At 69.1% G+C, this 16520-nt stretch carries 14 protein-coding genes; 9 read left to right on the forward strand and 5 right to left on the reverse strand.

The window, feature by feature from the left end:
* The first annotated feature begins 1 nt into the window (after window position 1).
* Genes ACMX37_RS04580 through ACMX37_RS04600 form a run of 5 tightly spaced genes read left to right on the forward strand, consistent with a single transcriptional unit; the run spans window position 2 to window position 4661 of the window.
* The gene (locus ACMX37_RS04580) at window positions 2-337 is read left to right on the forward strand and encodes an EthD family reductase (protein WP_483147717.1); all 336 of its coding nucleotides are present in this window, start codon (window positions 2-4) and stop codon (window positions 335-337) included.
* Entirely contained in the window at window positions 330-1124 is a 795-nt protein-coding gene (locus tag ACMX37_RS04585) for an SDR family oxidoreductase (protein ID WP_483147718.1), read from the forward strand. Before ACMX37_RS04580 ends, ACMX37_RS04585 begins: the two co-directional genes overlap by 8 nt.
* A complete protein-coding gene (locus ACMX37_RS04590; protein ID WP_483147719.1) occupies window positions 1102-2637 on the forward strand; it encodes a class I adenylate-forming enzyme family protein in 1536 nt (511 codons plus the stop codon). Before ACMX37_RS04585 ends, ACMX37_RS04590 begins: the two co-directional genes overlap by 23 nt.
* 24 nt (window positions 2638-2661) lie before the next feature.
* Window positions 2662-3462: an SDR family NAD(P)-dependent oxidoreductase gene (locus ACMX37_RS04595; protein WP_483147720.1), complete on the forward strand. Its 801-nt coding sequence runs from the start codon at window positions 2662-2664 to the stop codon at window positions 3460-3462.
* A 35-nt stretch (window positions 3463-3497) separates the two neighbouring features.
* Entirely contained in the window at window positions 3498-4661 is a 1164-nt protein-coding gene (locus ACMX37_RS04600) for an acyl-CoA dehydrogenase family protein (protein ID WP_483147721.1), read from the forward strand.
* 176 nt (window positions 4662-4837) lie between these two features.
* Here the strand turns inward: ACMX37_RS04600 and ACMX37_RS04605 are convergent, their stop codons facing one another.
* Together ACMX37_RS04605 and ACMX37_RS04610 are read right to left on the reverse strand one after the other, a co-directional pair.
* Window positions 4838-7189 carry a transketolase gene (locus tag ACMX37_RS04605; protein ID WP_483147722.1) on the reverse strand — a complete coding sequence of 784 codons (2352 nt, stop codon included), beginning with the start codon at window positions 7187-7189 and terminating at the stop codon, window positions 4838-4840.
* 67 nt (window positions 7190-7256) lie between these two features.
* Window positions 7257-7712: a hypothetical protein gene (locus ACMX37_RS04610; protein ID WP_483147723.1), complete on the reverse strand. Its 456-nt coding sequence runs from the start codon at window positions 7710-7712 to the stop codon at window positions 7257-7259.
* Between the two features lie 453 nt (window positions 7713-8165).
* Here ACMX37_RS04610 and ACMX37_RS04615 point away from each other — a divergent pair, with 453 nt between their 5' ends.
* The 4 genes from ACMX37_RS04615 to ACMX37_RS04630 are packed head-to-tail and all read left to right on the forward strand — an operon-like array spanning window position 8166 to window position 12803.
* Window positions 8166-9554 (forward strand): efflux transporter outer membrane subunit, encoded by a 1389-nt coding sequence (locus ACMX37_RS04615; RefSeq protein WP_483147724.1) that lies wholly within the window; start codon window positions 8166-8168, stop codon window positions 9552-9554.
* Window positions 9551-10870: an efflux RND transporter periplasmic adaptor subunit gene (locus ACMX37_RS04620; protein WP_483147725.1), complete on the forward strand. Its 1320-nt coding sequence runs from the start codon at window positions 9551-9553 to the stop codon at window positions 10868-10870. Before ACMX37_RS04615 ends, ACMX37_RS04620 begins: the two co-directional genes overlap by 4 nt.
* Complete coding sequence (locus ACMX37_RS04625) at window positions 10867-11607, forward strand: ABC transporter ATP-binding protein (protein ID WP_483147726.1); 741 nt, start codon at window positions 10867-10869, stop codon at window positions 11605-11607. Before ACMX37_RS04620 ends, ACMX37_RS04625 begins: the two co-directional genes overlap by 4 nt.
* Complete coding sequence (locus ACMX37_RS04630; RefSeq protein WP_483147727.1) at window positions 11607-12803, forward strand: ABC transporter permease; 1197 nt, start codon at window positions 11607-11609, stop codon at window positions 12801-12803. The genes ACMX37_RS04625 and ACMX37_RS04630 overlap by 1 nt, the downstream gene beginning before the upstream one ends.
* Before the next feature lie 10 nt (window positions 12804-12813).
* On the opposite strand, the gene ACMX37_RS04635 is transcribed toward ACMX37_RS04630, so the two are convergent.
* Genes ACMX37_RS04635 through ACMX37_RS04645 form a run of 3 tightly spaced genes read right to left on the reverse strand, consistent with a single transcriptional unit; the run spans window position 12814 to window position 16516 of the window.
* The gene (locus ACMX37_RS04635) at window positions 12814-13449 is read right to left on the reverse strand and encodes an isochorismatase family protein (protein ID WP_483147728.1); all 636 of its coding nucleotides are present in this window, start codon (window positions 13447-13449) and stop codon (window positions 12814-12816) included.
* Entirely contained in the window at window positions 13449-14630 is a 1182-nt protein-coding gene (locus ACMX37_RS04640) for a CaiB/BaiF CoA transferase family protein (RefSeq protein WP_483147729.1), read from the reverse strand. The genes ACMX37_RS04635 and ACMX37_RS04640 overlap by 1 nt, the downstream gene beginning before the upstream one ends.
* On the reverse strand, window positions 14627-16516 hold the full coding sequence (locus ACMX37_RS04645; RefSeq protein ID WP_483147730.1) for a hydantoinase B/oxoprolinase family protein: 1890 nt from the start codon (window positions 16514-16516) through the stop codon (window positions 14627-14629). The genes ACMX37_RS04640 and ACMX37_RS04645 overlap by 4 nt, the downstream gene beginning before the upstream one ends.
* Window positions 16517-16520 lie beyond the last annotated feature (4 nt).

Raw genomic sequence — 16520 nt, forward strand, 5'->3', positions numbered from 1 at the left:
GATGGCCGTAAGCATGGTCGTCCTCGCCAGCCGCCCGTCGGACTGGACTCAGGACCAGTTCACCGCGTGGTGGCGGGGGCCCCACGCTGCGGCAGCCAAGCTGATCCCGGGTCTCGTGGCCTATCGTCACGGCGTGGTGACGACGGACTACGACAACCCGGGCTCGCCCGCGTGGGACGGCCATGCCGTTCTCACCTTCGCCGATCAGGCGGCGCTCGACATTGCCCTGGCCTCGGCCGAGTGGAAGGCCGCGACCGCCCAGACCCGCGGGATGGGGGGCAAGCGCCTGATCGTCGTCACCGAAGAAATCGACCTGCTGGCGGCTAGCGATGACTGATCTGAAACCCGGCTTCCTTTCCGACCGGTTCCGCATGGACGGCCGGCGGGCGTTGATCATCGGCGGCCGCGGCGCGCTCGCGGAAGCGATGGCGGCAACGCTCGCCGACCTCGGCTGCTCGGTCGCGCTCGCCTCGCGCAAGCAGGCCGACTGCGAAGAGCTGGCTGGCGAGATCGCCAAGACCTTCGGCGTCAAGGCGATCGGCCTTGCCTGCGACATCGCCGACGAGGCCTCGGTCGAGCGCACGATTGCCCAGACGGTCGAACAACTCGGCGGGCTGGACGTCGTGGTCAACAACGCCGGCGCTTCGTGGTGGGGCCTGCCTCAGGACATCCCGCTGAAGGGCTGGCAGAAGGTCATGGACGTCAACGTGACGGGCACGTTCCTCGCCTGCCGTCATGCCGCCCGGCACATGATCGCAAATGGCGGCGGCGCGATCGTCAACATTGCCTCGGTCGGCGCCTTCATCTCGTTCCGTCCCGAGGACGGGCAGGTCGTGCCCTACACGACCAGCAAGGCCGCGATCGTCCACCTGACCCGCGATCTTGCCGCGCAGTGGGCCGACCACGGCATCCGCGTCAACGCCATCGCACCGGGCACGATCGAGACGGGCATGACCCAGACACTCGACGAGGCAACCCAAGAGCGGACCATGCGGCGCATCCTGCTGGGCCGCTTCGGTGTTCCGGCCGACCTCGCCGGCGCGCTCGCGCTTCTCGCGTCCGACGCCGGAAGCTTCATGACCGCCCAGACGGTGATCGTCGATGGGGGGCAGTCCGTTGGCTGAGAAGCGCATAGGGGGCCTGACCTGGAGCGATGAGCGGCTGTGGCCGCAATTCGCGCGGCAGGCCGAATGGGACCCGCTTGGCCTTGCGGTGGTTGACTGCGCGGGCCGGCACTGGACACGCGCGGAGCTCCGCGCCCTGGCCGATCGCTATACGGCAGAGCTCGTCGCGCACGGGGTGGGCAAGGCCGAACGGGTGCTGGTCCGCGCCGCCAAGACCGTGCCGACGCTTGCCGTCTCCCTCGCTGTTTCCGCGCTCGAAGCGGCGGTGTGCCCCTATTCGCCGAAGATCGGCTCGGGCGAGCTCGCGGCGCTCGAGGAAAAGCTCGGCCATGCAGCGAAGGTGGAGGTCTCGGCCGACGGCGACATCGCCATCGCGCCGACCGATCCCGCCCGACGATCGCGCGACCCGCGCAACGAGCGGCTCGCCCTGATCGGGTTCACCTCGGGCAGCACCGGCGTACCAAAGGCGGTGATGCACGCGCCCGAGGCGCTCAACTATGCGACCCGCGCCTGTGCCCGGATCGCAGGGCTGGCGCATGGCGACGCCATCCTCGGCATCGTCCCGCTCGAAAGCGCCCCCGGCTTCACCTTCACCGCCCACTTTGCCCTCTCGCTCGGCCACCCGCTGGTCTGGCACGATCCGTGGGACCCCGCTGAGGCGCTGTCGCTCGCCGAGCGCTACGGCTGCGCGTGGGCGATCATGGTGCCGACCCATCTCTACACGATGGTGGAGGCCGCCCGGCTCGGCCGGTGGAAGGGGCGCAACGCCCTGCGCACGGCAGCCGTCGGCGGGAGCGCCATGACACCCGAACTGATTGCCGAAGCGGAAACGCTGCTCGGATTGCAGGCGCTCCGGATGTTCGGGATGTCCGAATGCATGGGGCATTGCTCGGCCCGCCCCACCGACACGCTGGAGCGGCGGCAGAACTATGACGGCCTGCCGTTCCCGGGCACGCGGGAAGAAGCCTTCGGGCCCGACCAGATGCCCCTGCCACGAGGCGTCCGCGGTCAGGCAGGGGTGCGCGGACCATCGCTGTTCATTGGCTATGCCGAGGGGCTGGGGCAGGGGCAGGAACAGATCACCCCGAGCGGCCACTATCTCACGGGGGACGAGATCGTCCGCGATGAAGAAGGCTACGTGAAGGTCGTTGGCCGGATCAAGGACCAGATCATTCGCGGCGGGTTCAACCTCGATCCCGCCGAGATCGAGGCTGCGATCCTGCGCAATCCCGCCATTGCGGAGGTCGCGGTCGTCCCGGTGCCGCACGCAAAGCTCGGCGAGCAGGCCTGCGCCGTGTGCCGGCTGTCCTCGGCGTCCGACCGTGTCGACCTCGCCGACCTCGTCAGGAACCTCGATGCCCAGGGCCTGTCGCGCAAGAAGTGGCCCGAACATCTGGTGATCGTCGAGCACATGCCGGTCACCGCGACGGGCAAGCTGGACAAGAAGGCGATGACGGCTCTCGCGGTCGAAGCACTCAGTCCGGCCCGGGCTGCGAGCCGCGCCCTTTCCTGACCGGCCCGTCGGCCGCCAAAGCGAATGAAAGAACCCTCGGTGATACAAGAACAATTGAACACGCCGTTCGGCCTGAAGGGGCGCGTGGTGCTGGTCACCGGCGCATCGTCAGGCCTCGGGGAACGCTTCGCCCGGTTGGCGGCGGCGTCTGGCGCGCGCGTCGTTGCCGCGGCACGCCGCATCGACCGGCTGCAACGGCTGCAGGAAGAGGCACGGCGCCAGGATCAGGAGATCCTGCCGGTTGCGCTCGATGTCACCGACGAGGCCTCGGTGATTGCCGCGTTCGACGCGGCCGAAGCGGCATTCGGTCCGGTCGACACCGTCATCGCCAACGCCGGGATCAACATTGCCGGCAGTGCGCTGGGAATGTCGGTCGACGACTTTGACCAGATGTCGAACGTTAATCTCCGGGGGGTCTTCCTCACGGCACGCGAAGGCGCAAGGCGGATGATCGCCGCCGGATCGCCGGAGCGCAGGAATGGCCGGATCACGCTGATATCGTCGATCACCGCACATCATGTCGCCGACCGGGCGCCGGTCTACTGCGCTACGAAGGCAGCCGTGGCGCAGCTCGGTCGTGCATTGGCGCGGGACTGGGCGATGAAGGGCATCAACGTGAACGTGCTGTGCCCGGGCTACATCGAGACCGAGATGAACGAGCATGCGTGGGAGCTTGAAGGAGGCAAGGCGTTGCTGGCAAGCTTTCCGCGGCGCCGTATCATGGATGCCTCGGCGCTCGACGCCATGATCCTCTACCTCTGCTCCGATGCTTCGCAGCAGACCACCGGATCGGTCTTGACCATCGATGACGGGCAGACTCTTTAGCGGAACGGTCCGCAGGCAACGAGAGAGAGGGAAAGATGACACAGCGCGCGCTCGAGATTGCCGGACGGGTGGAGGCCTTCGTTCGCGACGTCGTCGTGCCCTATGAGCGCGATCCGCGCATCGAGATCCACGGGCACGGCCCTCCCGAGGAGCTCGTCGCCGAACTGCGCGCCCTCGCGCGGACCGCCGGCGTGCTGACCCCGCACATCCTGCCGGACGGCTCGCACCTCAGCCAGCGCGAGACGGCCATCGTGCTGCGGGCCTCGGGCCTCTCGCCGCTCGGTCCCGTCGCGGTGAACACCATGGCGCCCGACGAGGGCAACATGTTCCTTCTCGGCAAGGTCGGGACGCCCGAGCAGAAGGCGCGCTTCCTGAAGCCGCTCGTCTCGGGCGAGGCGCGCTCGGCCTTCTTCATGACCGAGCCTGCCGCGGAGAACGGCGCGGGTTCCGATCCGTCGATGATGCAGACGACCTGCCACCCTGACGGCAACCACTGGGTGATCAACGGGCGCAAGGCCTTCATCACCGGGGTGCAGGGCGCGAAGGTCGGCATCGTCATGGCCAAGTCCGATGACGGCGCCTGCATGTTCCTCGTCGACCTGCCCGACCCCGCTATCCGCATCGAGCGGGTGCTCGACACGATCGACAGTTCGATGCCGGGCGGGCACGCTGTGGTCGTCATCGACAATCTGCGCGTGCCCGCCGACCAGATGCTGGGGCAATCGGGAGAGGGGTTCAAATACGCGCAGATCCGGCTCAGTCCGGCCCGCCTCTCGCACTGCATGCGCTGGTGGGGCGCGGCCAGGCGCGCGCACGAGATCGCCAGTGAATACGCCTGCCGGCGCCAGGCCTTCGGCAAGCTGCTCATCGATCACGAGGGCGTGGGCTTCATGCTCGCCGAGAACCTGATCGACCTCAAGCAGGCCGAGCTGATGATCGACTGGTGCGCCGATGTGCTCGACGGCGGTTCGACGGGAACGACCGAAAGTTCGATGACCAAGGTGGCGGTCAGCGAGGCGCTGATGCGGGTCGCCGACCGCTGCGTTCAGGTGATGGGCGGCACCGGCGTCAGCGGGGACACGATCGTAGAGCAGGTGTTCCGCGAAGTCCGCGCGTTCCGGATCTACGACGGGCCGACCGAGGTCCACAAATGGTCATTGGCCAAAAGGATCAAGCGCGACAGCCAATTCCTGCCCTGAAGGGCTGCAACGCGGCATTGGCCGCTCGCGTCATGAACCGGCATCCGGGGGCCATCTCCCGGACGGTTCAGCATGGGGCGAGAGCCGCCGACGCGCTTTTCACCTATCGGACGGCGGTCAGGGGGACGCCCTGTCCGCCGAGATTCACTCGCCCAGCGGCGCGCAGGTGCGCCCGGTCACAGGAACAGTTCCGCCATGGCTTCGAAGATGGCCTCCTCGTCGAGGCGGTAGGTGCGGTAGAGGTCGGGGAGATCGCCGGTCTGGCCGAAGCGGTCGGTCCCGAGCGGGCTGACGCGGTGGCCGCGGACGCCGCCGAGCCATGACAGGGCAGCGGGCGAGCCGTCGAGCACGGTGACGAGGCCGGCGTCGGGCGCAAGCTGGCCGAGCAGGGTCTCGATGTGGCTCGGCTGGCGCGTGCCCCCGTTCCAGCGCGCGGCGCGGGCCTGCGACCAGTCGCGGTGCAGGCGGTCGGGCGAGGTCACGGCGAGCAGGCCGAGGCCGGGGATGTCGTCGGTGAGCTGCTCCCACGCAGACAGCGCCTCGGGCGCGACCGCGCCGCTATAGGCGATCGCGGCCTTGGCGCCGGGGGCGGGTTCGCGCAGCCAGTAGGCGCCGGCGATGGCGCCTGCCTGCCATGCGTCGTCGGTGCGGGCCTGCTGTTCGATCTGGCGGGTGGTGAGCCTGAGATAGACCGAGCTGCCGTCCTCGGCCTGCATGTGCGCGAAGGCCCACTGCATCAGCAGCGCGACCTCGTCGGCAAAGGCGGGGTCGAAGCTCTCGAGACCCGGCTGACCCATTCCGATCAGCGGGGTGTTGATCGACTGATGCGCCCCGCCTTCGCCCGCCAGCGTGATGCCTGAGGGTGTGCCGACCAGCAGGAAGCGCGCGTCCTGATAACAGCCGTAGTTGAGCGCATCGAGGCCGCGGGCGATGAAGGGATCGTAGACCGTCCCCACCGGCAGAAGCCGGGTGCCGAAGTGCGGCGCGGCAAGGCCGAGCGAGGTCAGGGCCAGGAAGAAGTTGTGCTCGGCAATGCCCAGCTCGATGTGCTGGCCCGCCGTGTGCGCGCTCCACTTCTGGGCGCTAGGGATTTTCGCCTTCTGGAACACGTCGGCCAGTTCCTGCCGCCGGAACAGCCCGCGCTGGTTGACGAAGGCGCCGAGGTTGGTGGTCTGGGTCACATCGGGCGCAGTGGTGACGATGCGGTCGGCCAGCGTGGCATCGGACTTGGCGAGGTCGTAGAGCACCTTGCCGAAGGCGGCTTGCGTGGACTGGACCGCCCCTTCGGGCACCGGCAGGGCGGGCACGGGAACAGCGGGCGCGCGGTGTTCGGCCGCCTTGCGGGCGATCGGGCTGTCCTTGACCAGCGCCTCCAGCCGTGCGGCGAGATTGTCGCCGAGGCCCGCCCACTTGTCCCATTCCTCGCCCGGCCGGATCCCGAGTTCGGCGCGCAGACCCTCGATCTGGGCCGTGTTCATCATCCCCGAATGGTTGTCCTTGTGCCCCGCCAGTGGCAGGCCGTAGCCCTTGACGGTATAGGCGATGAACAGCGTCGGCTGGTCCCCGGTCGCGGCGTCGAAGGCGTCGAGCAGGGTCTCGATGCAATGCCCGCCGAGGTTGGTCATCAGCCGGGCGAGCGCGGCATCGTCATGGTCGGCGAGCAGTTCCTTGACGCCCCGGACGCCCACCAGATCCCGCTCCAACCGCTCACGCCATGCCGCGCCGCCGAGATAGGTCAGCACCGCGAAGTCGGCATTGGGGCAGTTTGCGATCCACTCCTCCAGCGCCTTGCCGCCGGGCCGCTTGAACGCCTCGCGCTGGAGCCTGCCGTGCTTCAGCGTGACCACGCGCCAGCCGCAGGTCTCGAAGATGTCGTCGAAGCGGCGGAACATCCGGTCGGCGGTGGTCGCATCGAGGCTCTGACGGTTGTAGTCGACGATCCACCAGCAGTTCCTGAGGTCGTGCTTGTAGCCCTCGATCAGGCATTCGTAGATATTGCCCTCGTCCAGCTCGGCATCGCCCATCAGCGCGATCATCCGGCCAGTCTCTTTCTCCTCGAGCTGGCCGTGGGCGACGAGGTAATCCTGCACGAGGCTGCTGAAGGCCGTCACCGCCACCCCGAGGCCCACCGAGCCGGTCGAGAAGTCGACGGGAATCGTGTCTTTCGTCCGAGAGGGATAGGACTGCACTCCGCCAAGGCCCCGGAAGCGCTCGAGCTTCTCGCGGGTCTGCTCGTCCAGCAGGTAGTGGATCGCGTGCAGCACCGGCCCGGCGTGGGGCTTCACCGCCACCTTGTCCTGCGGCCGCAGCGCATGGAAATAGAGCGCGGTCATGATCGCGGTCATCGAGGCACACGACGCCTGATGCCCGCCGACCTTCAGCCCGTCGCGCTTTTCCCGAATGTTGTTGGCATTGTGCACCGTCCACGAGGACAGCCAGCGCAGCCGCTCCTCGATGTGGGTGAGGAGCGCGATCTGTTCGGCCCGGGTAGGTTCGGCGGGGGCTATTCGGGGCGGGTGGAGGTTCATGCCTGCGCGATACCACCAAAGCGGCGCGGGTCGAAAGCCGGTTTGGCGGCGGTCTGCCCCTCGATTATCAAGCGCACGGCATGTTCGCCGACGGCTGCGGAGTGATTGAAGCCGTGGCCGGAACAGGCGGAAACCACGGTGATGCGCTGCGCATCGTCAAGCGGCCCGACGACTGCGCGGCGAGGCGGGGGACAATGTCCGATGCGCCCGGCGGCACGGCCACGCCGAGGATATGGGGCGAGCGGACCGCAGGCGGGGGTAGCGTGAAACCGCTGGTGGCAAGGCGCGCGGCGATGCGGTCGTTGAGCGCCCCTATGCTCGCCGCGATCCGCTCCACCTGCCAGTCCAGCAGCTGTTCGAGCGCGGCGATGACCACCGGGAGCAGCGCGAAATTGGATCGCTCGCCGACATCGAAACGCCGCGCGCCCGGTTGCGTCTCGTCCCGGTAGTTGACGAGGCCGGAGAAATCCTCTGCCCGGCGCGCGAGGCCCAGACATGCTCGATCGGACGCGCGCCGTGCCATTCGGGGGCGATGTAGGCGAGCGCGACGGAATAAGGGCCCAGCAGCCACTTGTAGGTCGCTGCGACCGCGAAATCCGGCTGCAATTGGGGCGCGATTTGGCCCCGGTCTGCCGGGTCAGACGGGGGCCGGAGCGCGCCTTCACCGGCCTCGCGGCGATCGGGTGGGTGCCTGCCTTCTGCACCAATCATGCTTATCGACGAGTGATTTGGCAGAGCCGACCAACCTCCATTGTGCGGGCTGGATCGCGCTGTTAGCACCTTGGGAGTGACCGGGCCGCCACGTCGACAGGCCCGGCGGGGGGCGAGCGGGACGGACAGGGTTCGCGGTCGGCCGATGGCAAGAAGGGGCGCGCTTGCGGTGGCACAGATGATTCCGGGCCTATCCCGCAAGGCGCATCGCCCGGAAGCACGCGGGGCTCGCCGGACGGCGCTGGCCCTGGTCCTTGCAGGAGCCTTGCCGCTTTCAGGCTGCACCGGGCTCGGCGCCGATCCGCCGCCGATGGCGAGCGTCCAGCCGGTGCCCGAACGCTGGGTGCTGGCCGAGCCGGGCGCGACCGAGGTTCCGCTCGATCGCTACTGGCTGATGCTCGACGATCCGCTGGTCGCGGAGTTCGTCGACCGGGCGCGCAGCGAGAACCTCGACATTGCCCAGGCCGCCGCCCGCCTGCGCGCCGCGCGGGCCGCCCTGCGCGCCGCGCGCGCCGACCGCGTGCCGACGGTCAGCGCCAGCGGCGGTGCGCGCCGCGATGTGGGCGATCTGGCGAGCGACGACGTGTTCCTCTCGCTCGGCGCCGACGCCTCGTGGGAGGTCGACCTGTTCGGCCGGATCGACGGCTCGATCGATGCCGCGCGCGGTGACCTTCAGGCGGCGGGATATTCGCTCGGCGATCTCGAGCGGGTGATCGTCGCTCAGGTGGCGAGCCAGGTGGTGAGCGCCCGGGCGCTGGCCGCACAGCTCGCCATCGCGCGCGAGACGCTGGCGATCCAGGACGACACGCTCCAGATCACCCGCTGGCGCAACCAGGCGGGGCTGGTGAACAGCCTCGATGTCGAGCAGGCCCGCACCCAGCGCGCCCAGACCGCAGCCTCGATCCCGCAGCTCGAAAGCAGTCTCGCTGCGGTGGCGAACGCGATCTCGACCCTGATCGGCGAGCCGCCCGGCCGGGTCTACCGCGCCCTCACCGAAACACCCCGCGCCATCCCCGCGCCGCCCGCCGGCATCGCGCTCGACGTGCCCGCTGACACCCTCCGCCGCCGCCCCGACGTGAGCGCGGCCGAGGCGCGGCTCGCCGCCGACCTCGACCGCGTCGGCGTGGCGCGCACCCAGCTCTACCCGCTCGCCCGCCTGTCGGGCACGATCGGCACCAGCGCGCGCGATGCGGGCAGCCTGTTCGACCTCGTCACCGGCAACATCTTCGCCAGCCTGTCGCAGCTGATCTTCGACGGTGGGCGGGTGCGCGGGCGGATCGAGGGGGCCGAGGCCGCCGCCGACGGATCGCTCGCGGCGTGGCGGCGCAGCATCCTCGTCGCGCTCGAGGAGGTCGAGAGCGCGGCGGTCGATCTCGATGCGACCGGCACACGGGTGACCGCGCTCGCCGAGGCGAGCGAGGGCGCGCAGAACGCCGCGGTGCTGGCGCGCAGCCAGTACGAGGCGGGCCTGATCGACTTCCAGCGCCTGCTGGTCGCCGAAAGCCAGCTGCTCGCCACGCGCAACGCGCTCGCCAATGCGCAAGGGGCGCGGGCGATTGCCTTCATCAGCCTCGCGCGCGCGCTGGGCGGCGGCTGGTCGGTGCCGGACGGCGCGGGTCTGGAACAAATTGCGGCGAGGGAGCCCGGCGAGTGAACGAAGCGAGCAATCCGGCAGAGGCGCCGAACGTGGACGAATTCCTCGGCAGCAAGCCGCGGCCGCGCTGGCGGCGGTGGATGAAGTTCTGGCTGCCGGGCCTGATCCTCGTGCTGCTGGCGCTCGGCATCGCGCGCTGCACCGCCGACCCGCCGCCGCCCGATTACATCACCGAGGCCGTCACGCAGGAATCCCTCGCGCTGTCGGTCACCGCGACCGGCAACCTGCGTCCCACCAACCAAGTCGAGGTCGGCGCCGAAGTCACCGGCCCGGTCGATACGGTGGCGGTCGACGTCAACGACCGCGTCACCAGGGGGCAGGTGATCGCGGTGATCAACACCGAGATCATCGACCAGCAGATCGCGCAGTCGCGGGCCAACCTCAATGCCGCGCGCGCGGCGCTGGGGCAGGCGCAAGCGACGCTCGATATCGACACGGTGCAGCTCACCCGGCTCGAGGAGGTTCGGCGCCTCTCGGGCGGGCGCGTGCCCTCGCAGATCGAACTCGAGCAGGCCGAGGCCGCCGTGCAGCGCGACAAGGCCACCGTCGCCTCGGCGCGCGCCAATATCGAGGCCGCCTCGGCGCAGCTCAAGGCCAACCTCACCACCCGTTCGCGCGCGGTGATCCGCTCGCCCGTCAACGGCGTGGTCCTCGCCCGCCGGATCGAGCCGGGGCAGACCGTGGTCGCCGCCTTCAACACCGTCACCCTGTTCGTGATCGCCGAGGACCTGTCGGAAATGCAGCTGCGCGTCGCCATCGATGAGGCCGACGTGGGCCAGGTCGCGGCCGGGCAGGAGGCGAGCTTCACGGTCGATGCCTATCCGGGCAGGCGCTTCCCGGCGCGGCTCCAGCGGGTCGACCTCGCCTCGCGCAACACGGTCGAGAGCCAGTCCGGCGGGGCCGGCGCGGCGGCGGCTGCCGGCGGCGGGTCGGTGGTGAGTTACGAGGCGCGGCTCGAGGTGCAGAACCCCGACGGCCTGCTGCGCCCCGGCATGACCGCGACAGCGACCATCGCCACCCAGAACACCGGCAAGGCGCTGCTCGTGCCCAACGCCGCCCTGCGCTTCCGCGCGGACAAGGAGGAAGAGAGCGGCGGCGGGGTGTTCCAGCCGCAAATCGGGCTCGAGCGCGACAAGCAGCAGGCCACCATCGGCGAGGGCAGCCGCCAGCAGGTGCAGGTGCTCCAGGCTGACGGGACGCTCAAGGCGATCGAGGTGATCACCGGCCGCAGTGACGGACGGCGCACCGTGGTCCGCTCGAACGACCTCAAGCCCGGCATGAAGGTCGTCACCGGGGTCAAGGCGGCAACCCCGTGACAGCGGGCCGGCCAGACACGGGCGAACCGCTGATCCAGCTCGAAGGGATCACCAAGACCTTCGGCAGCGGCGCGGCCGCGTTCCAGGCCTTGAAGGGCGTCGATCTCACCATCATGCGCGGCGAATTCGTTGCGGTGATGGGGCCATCGGGATCGGGCAAGTCGACCACCATGAACATCCTGGGCTGCCTCGACGTGCCGACCAGCGGGGTCTTCCGCTTCCGCGGGGTCGAGGTGCAGAAGCTCGACCGCGACCAGCGCAGCCTGTTGCGGCGCCGCTATCTCGGCTTCGTGTTCCAGGGCTTCAACCTGCTCGCCCGCACCACCGCGCTCGAGAATGTCGAGCTGCCGCTGCTCTATCGCGGCGAGAGCAAGGCGCAGCGCCGCGCGGCGGCGATGCGGGCGCTCGATCAGGTCGGGCTGGTGCCCTGGGCCGACCACACTCCGGCGGAACTTTCGGGCGGCCAGCAGCAGCGCGTCGCCATCGCCCGGGCGCTGGTGACCGAGCCCGACGTGCTGCTCGCCGACGAGCCGACCGGCAACCTCGACAGCGAACGCTCGGTCGAGATCATGCAGCTGCTCCAGCGCCTGAACGGCGAGGGCATCACCATCCTGATGGTCACCCACGAGGAGGACATGGCGGCCTATGCCGGCACCATCGTCCGTTTCCGCGACGGGCTGGTCGAACGCATCGAGCGCGGCGCGGTGGGCCATGCCGCCGAGGGAGCTGCGGGCTGATGCTGGGCACGAGCATCCTCCTCGCCCTGCGCGAGATCCGGCGGCACATCCTGCGCTCGATCCTGACGACGCTCGGCATCATCATCGGCGTGGCCGCGGTGGTGACGATGGTGACGCTCGGCAACGGGGTCACGGCCTCGGTGCAGGAGGAGATTTCCTCGCTGGGGGCGAGCAACTTCATCGTCTTCCCGGTGCGCACCACCCGCGGCACGATCCGCCCCTTCGACGATGCCGACGTGCGCGCGGTCGGCCAGCAGATCGCCGGGGTCGAGATCGCGGCGGGCAATGTCTCGGCCAATGCCACCGCCTTCTACAACGGGCAGGACTGGGACACGCGCGTGCAGGGCGTGACCAACAAGCTGCTCGAGGCGCAGTCGGTCAAGATCGACGAGGGCCGCGCCTTCACCCGCGACGAGGAGGAATCGGGCAAGAACGTGTGCCTGCTCGGGCTGAAGGTGCGCGAGGCGATCTTCCCGCCGGCCACCAGCCCGGTGGGAGCGCGGATGCGGCTCGGCGATGTCTCGTGCGAGGTAATCGGCACGGTCGAGGAGCGCGGGCAGGGCGGGGGCGGCGCAGACGACGACGATGCGGTCTACCTGCCGCTCAAGAACGTCCAGCGGCGCTTCCGCGGGAACGAGAACCTCGACTACTTCGTGGTCAAGTACGACCCCGCCTATGCGGCGGCGACGGTGCAGGACTCGCTCGTCGCCCTGCTGCGCGAGCGGCGGCTGCTGCAGGATGCCGAGCCGAACGATTTCAACGTGATCGACACCGCTCAGGTCAACCAGGCGCTGGGCGCGGCGACCGGCGCGCTGACCGCGATGGTGGCGGTGATCGCCTCGATCAGCCTGCTGGTCGGGGGGATCGGGATCATGAACATCATGCTCGTCTCGGTGACCGAGCGCACCCGCGAGATCGGCATCCGTCTTGCCATCGGGGCGCTCGCCCGCGAGGTGCGGCTCCAGTTCCTGACCGAGGCGGTGGTGCTGTGCGCGCTGGGCGGGCTGGTCGGCATCGCGCTGGGCTTCGTCGCCTCGATCGGCCTCGCCGCGCTGATCGACGTGCCCTACGTGTTCGATCCGGCGATCAACATCGTCAGCTTCCTGTTCTCGGCGATCATGGGGATCGTGTTCGGCTACTACCCCGCCAGCCGCGCATCGAAGCTCGACCCGATCGACGCGCTGCGCCACGAATGAGGGGGATGGCTCAGGAGCGAGCCGCTTCCATCACCGCGAGGGCCTCGGCCTCGGAAATCACTTCGGCATATTTGGCCTGAAGGTCGAACAGGTTGGCCTCGTGCGGGGCGGGATGGCGGTCGGCACAGGCCTCGCGCACGACGAGGGGCACGAAGCCGTATTGCATCGCATCGAGCACCGAGGCGCGCACGCAGCCCGAGGTCGAATAGCCCCCGATCAGCAGCGTATCGATGCCCTCGGCGTGGAGGGTCTCGGCAAGGCCGGTGCCGAAGAAGGCCGACGGGTATTGCTTGGTGACGACGCGTTCGCCCTCGACCGGGGTCAGCTCGCTCGGGAAGGCGCCGAGCGGGGAACCCTCGACGAAGGCCCTGAGCACCGGGGCCTTGCGCCAGAACACCCCGCCGTCGGAGCCGTCGGGCTTGTACTGCACGTTGGTGAACACCACCGGCACCCCCGCTGCGCGCGCAGCCGCCGCCAGCCGCGCATTGCTGGCGAGCGCGTCGGCGGCGGTGTCCATGAACAGCGGCGAGCCTTCGGTCAGGTAGGCCGCCACCAGGTCGACGATCAGCAGGGCAGGGCGGCTGCCCGGCTGGAGCCGTCCCTCGTAGACCCCGGCGTAATTATCGGCGGCGGAGGGGCCGGTCATCAGATGATCCCCGCCGCCGCCAGCCGTTCGAGCTCGGCGGCATCGAGGCCGAGGCGCTCGGCGAAGACCTCGGCATTGTCCTGCCCCGGCGCGGCGGGCGCGGGGCGGCGGATGGTGCTGGGGGTCTTCGAGAGCTTGGGGAAGGCGTTCTGCATCTTGATCCGCCCACGCTTCTGCGTCTCGACCTCGATGATCGCCTCGCGCGCCTGGAAGTGCGGGTCGGCGAGCATATCGGGCGCGCGGTAGACGCGCCCCGCCGGGATCGAATATTCGATCATCAGCGCGTCCACCTCATCCACCGTGAGCGTGCCGGTCCAGTCGTTGATCAGCGCGTCGAGCTCGTCCTGATGGTGCCCGCGGGCAATGTGCGAGGAATAGCGCGGGTCGCTCGAAAGTTCGGGCCGCCCCATCGCCTGGACGAGACGTGCGAAGATCGCATCGCCATTGGCGCCGATCATGTAGCTGCCGTCCTTGCAGGTGTAGACGTTGGAGGGCGCGATGCCCTTGAGCACCGAGCCCGAGCGTTCGCGGATCACCCCGTTGCGGTCATATTCGGGGACCAGCCCCTCCATCACCTGCAACACCGCCTCGTAGAGCGCGGAGTCGACCACCTGCCCCTCGCCGGTCTTGGCGCGGTGGTGGAGCGCCGCGAGCACGCCCATGCAGCCATAGGTCGCGCACAGCGTGTCGCCGATCGAGATGCCCATGCGGCTCGGCGGCCGGTCCGGCTCGCCGACGATATAGCGCCACCCGCCCATCGCCTCGCCGATCCCGCCGAAGCCGGCGCGGTCGGAATAGGGCCCGTCCTGTCCGTAGCCCGACATGCGGGCGATGATCAGGCCGGGGTTGTCCTTGTGGAGTTCCGCGGGAGACATGCCCCAGCGTTCGAGCGTGCCGGGCTTGAAGTTCTCGATCAGCACGTCGGCTTCGGCGATCAGCTTTTTGGCGAGCGCCTGCCCCTCGGGAACGCGCAGGTTGCAGGTGACCGAGCGCTTGTTGCGCGCGATCACTTCCCACTGCACTTTCTCGTCGCCCTGGCCCCAGTTGCGCATGGGATCGCCCGCGCCCGGCGGTTCGATCTTTACCACGTCCGCGCCCATGTCGCCGAGCAATTGCCCGCAGAAGGGGCCGGCGAGGAGCTGGCCCATCTCGACGACCTTGATCCCTTCTAGCGCGCTCATTCGGCTGCCTCCCGCAAGGCCGTCCACACGGGTTGGACAGGGGCGGGGAGGCCCGTTTCGGCCTCGCAATTGGCGCGCAGGGCTTCAATTCCCGGGCCGTAGTCGAACAGCGGAAGCTCCCCGCGCGCGGCCTCGATCTCGGCGCGCAGGGCCTCGGTCGCGGCATAGTCGACCGCGCCTTCGGCGTCCGCCACCACGCCATAGGCGCGGGCGCCTTCGGGGGTGACGAGGCCCTGCCGGATTTCGAGACCCACCAACTCGGGGTCGCGCGCCAGCGGGTCGCCCCAGCCGCCGCCGCCCCAGGTAATGAAGTGGAGGAGGTCGCCCGCCTTCACCGCGACGCTCTCGACCTTGTTGCCGACGATCGCGGTGGTGCCGTCGGCGCGCTCCAGCACCTTCCGCGCCCGCGCGCCCGGGTGCCCGCCATTGACGCCCCAGGGCGGCACGAACCAGCGGTCGTCATGGATCGCGATCTCGCCGTCGGCGAGGAAGCGGTAGGTCATGTGGATGCCGTTGCCCCCGCGATGCAGCCCAGCCCCGCCGCTGTCCGGCGCGGTCGAGTAGCGTTCGATCCTGAGCGGGAAATAGCGTTCGAGGAACTCGTTGGGCACGTTGGTGAACCCCGGCCACAGCGAGTGCCCGTCCGGCCCGTCACCGAGCGGCCGCCCGGGGATGCCGCCGAAGCCGATCTGGAACAGCTGGAACCAGTCGCGCGTCCCGTCCTCGCGGGCATCCCACCCGGAGTAGAACAGGTGCGGCGAGGAGGAGAACCCGGCGGCGTTGAGGAACTCCGGCGTCTTCTGGCCGAGCAGCCCGCCGAGAATGTCGAAGATGCGCCCCAGCGCATGGGTGCGGCCCGAGAGCGCGGCGGGGAAGTGCGGCTTCAGCAGCGAGCCTTCGGGGATGCGCACCTCGATCAGATCGTAGAACCCGTCGTTGAACAGGATCTGCGGATCGAAGACCATGATCATGTAGATGCCGAAGAACATCTTGAACATGTTCTCGTTGAGGAAGAAGTTGATCGAGGCGGCCGACTGCGGATCGGTGCCCTCGAAGTCGAGGATCACCTTGTCGCCCTCGCGCCACATGGTGCAGCGGATCTTGTAGGGTCCGTAGCCCTTGCCGTCGTCGCAGATGTAATCCTCGAAGCTCACCGGCTCCTCGGCCACGGCCATCGCCAGCAGCGATTTCATCGCGCGGTGGTTGCGCGCGAGCAGCTCCTGCGTGGCCGAGACGTAGACATCATCGCCGAAGCGGTCGGCCATCTCGATCACGCGGCGCGCGGCGACGCGGCAGCTGGCGATCAACGCATTGAGGTCCGCCTGGCACCAGTCGGGCTTGCGGGTCTGGTGCATGACGAGCTTCATCAGGTCTTCGTTGTATTCGCCCTTCTTCCAGATCTTCACCGGCGGGATGCGCACCCCTTCCTCGAAGATCGAGGAGGCACCGATGGGCATGGAGCCGGGGACCGAGCCGCCGATGTCGCTCTGGTGGCCGAACATCGCGGTGTAGGCGATCAACCGCCCGTCCTTGAACACCGGGAGCAGCACCAGCCAGTCGTTCGAATGGCTGATCGCCCCGGCACAGGAATAGGGATCGGACAGGAAGATCATGTCCCCGTCCTCGATCGTGCCGTCGAAGCTCTTGAGGAAGCCGTCGATGAAGCTGCCGAACTGGCCGACGATCATCTTGCCGGCGGGGTCGGAGATCAGCGGGAAGGCGTCGCCCTGCTCGCGGATGCCGGGGCTCATGGCGGTGCGCACGAGGGTCGCGTCCATCTCGATGCGGGCATTGCGCAGCGCGTTCTCGATGATGTCGAGCGTCACCGGGTCGATGGCGACCGTGTTGAAGGGCGCGGGGTTGGTTTCGATGATGCGTGCCGGCATGGTC

It is taken from the genome of Porphyrobacter sp. THAI-01a, from assembly GCF_056868655.1.

Coding starts and splice junctions, on each gene's coding strand:
- ACMX37_RS04645 (WP_483147730.1), bottom strand. CDS start 16,516: ATGCCGGCACGCATCATCGAAACCAACCCCGCGCCCTTCAACACGGTC.
- ACMX37_RS04640 (WP_483147729.1), bottom strand. CDS start 14,630: ATGAGCGCGCTAGAAGGGATCAAGGTCGTCGAGATGGGCCAGCTCCTC.
- ACMX37_RS04600 (WP_483147721.1), top strand. CDS start 3,498: ATGACACAGCGCGCGCTCGAGATTGCCGGACGGGTGGAGGCCTTCGTT.
- ACMX37_RS04635 (WP_483147728.1), bottom strand. CDS start 13,449: ATGACCGGCCCCTCCGCCGCCGATAATTACGCCGGGGTCTACGAGGGA.
- ACMX37_RS04605 (WP_483147722.1), bottom strand. CDS start 7,189: ATGAACCTCCACCCGCCCCGAATAGCCCCCGCCGAACCTACCCGGGCC.
- ACMX37_RS04580 (WP_483147717.1), top strand. CDS start 2: ATGGCCGTAAGCATGGTCGTCCTCGCCAGCCGCCCGTCGGACTGGACT.
- ACMX37_RS04630 (WP_483147727.1), top strand. CDS start 11,607: ATGCTGGGCACGAGCATCCTCCTCGCCCTGCGCGAGATCCGGCGGCAC.
- ACMX37_RS04590 (WP_483147719.1), top strand. CDS start 1,102: ATGGGGGGCAGTCCGTTGGCTGAGAAGCGCATAGGGGGCCTGACCTGG.
- ACMX37_RS04610 (WP_483147723.1), bottom strand. CDS start 7,712: ATGGCACGGCGCGCGTCCGATCGAGCATGTCTGGGCCTCGCGCGCCGG.
- ACMX37_RS04585 (WP_483147718.1), top strand. CDS start 330: ATGACTGATCTGAAACCCGGCTTCCTTTCCGACCGGTTCCGCATGGAC.
- ACMX37_RS04595 (WP_483147720.1), top strand. CDS start 2,662: ATGAAAGAACCCTCGGTGATACAAGAACAATTGAACACGCCGTTCGGC.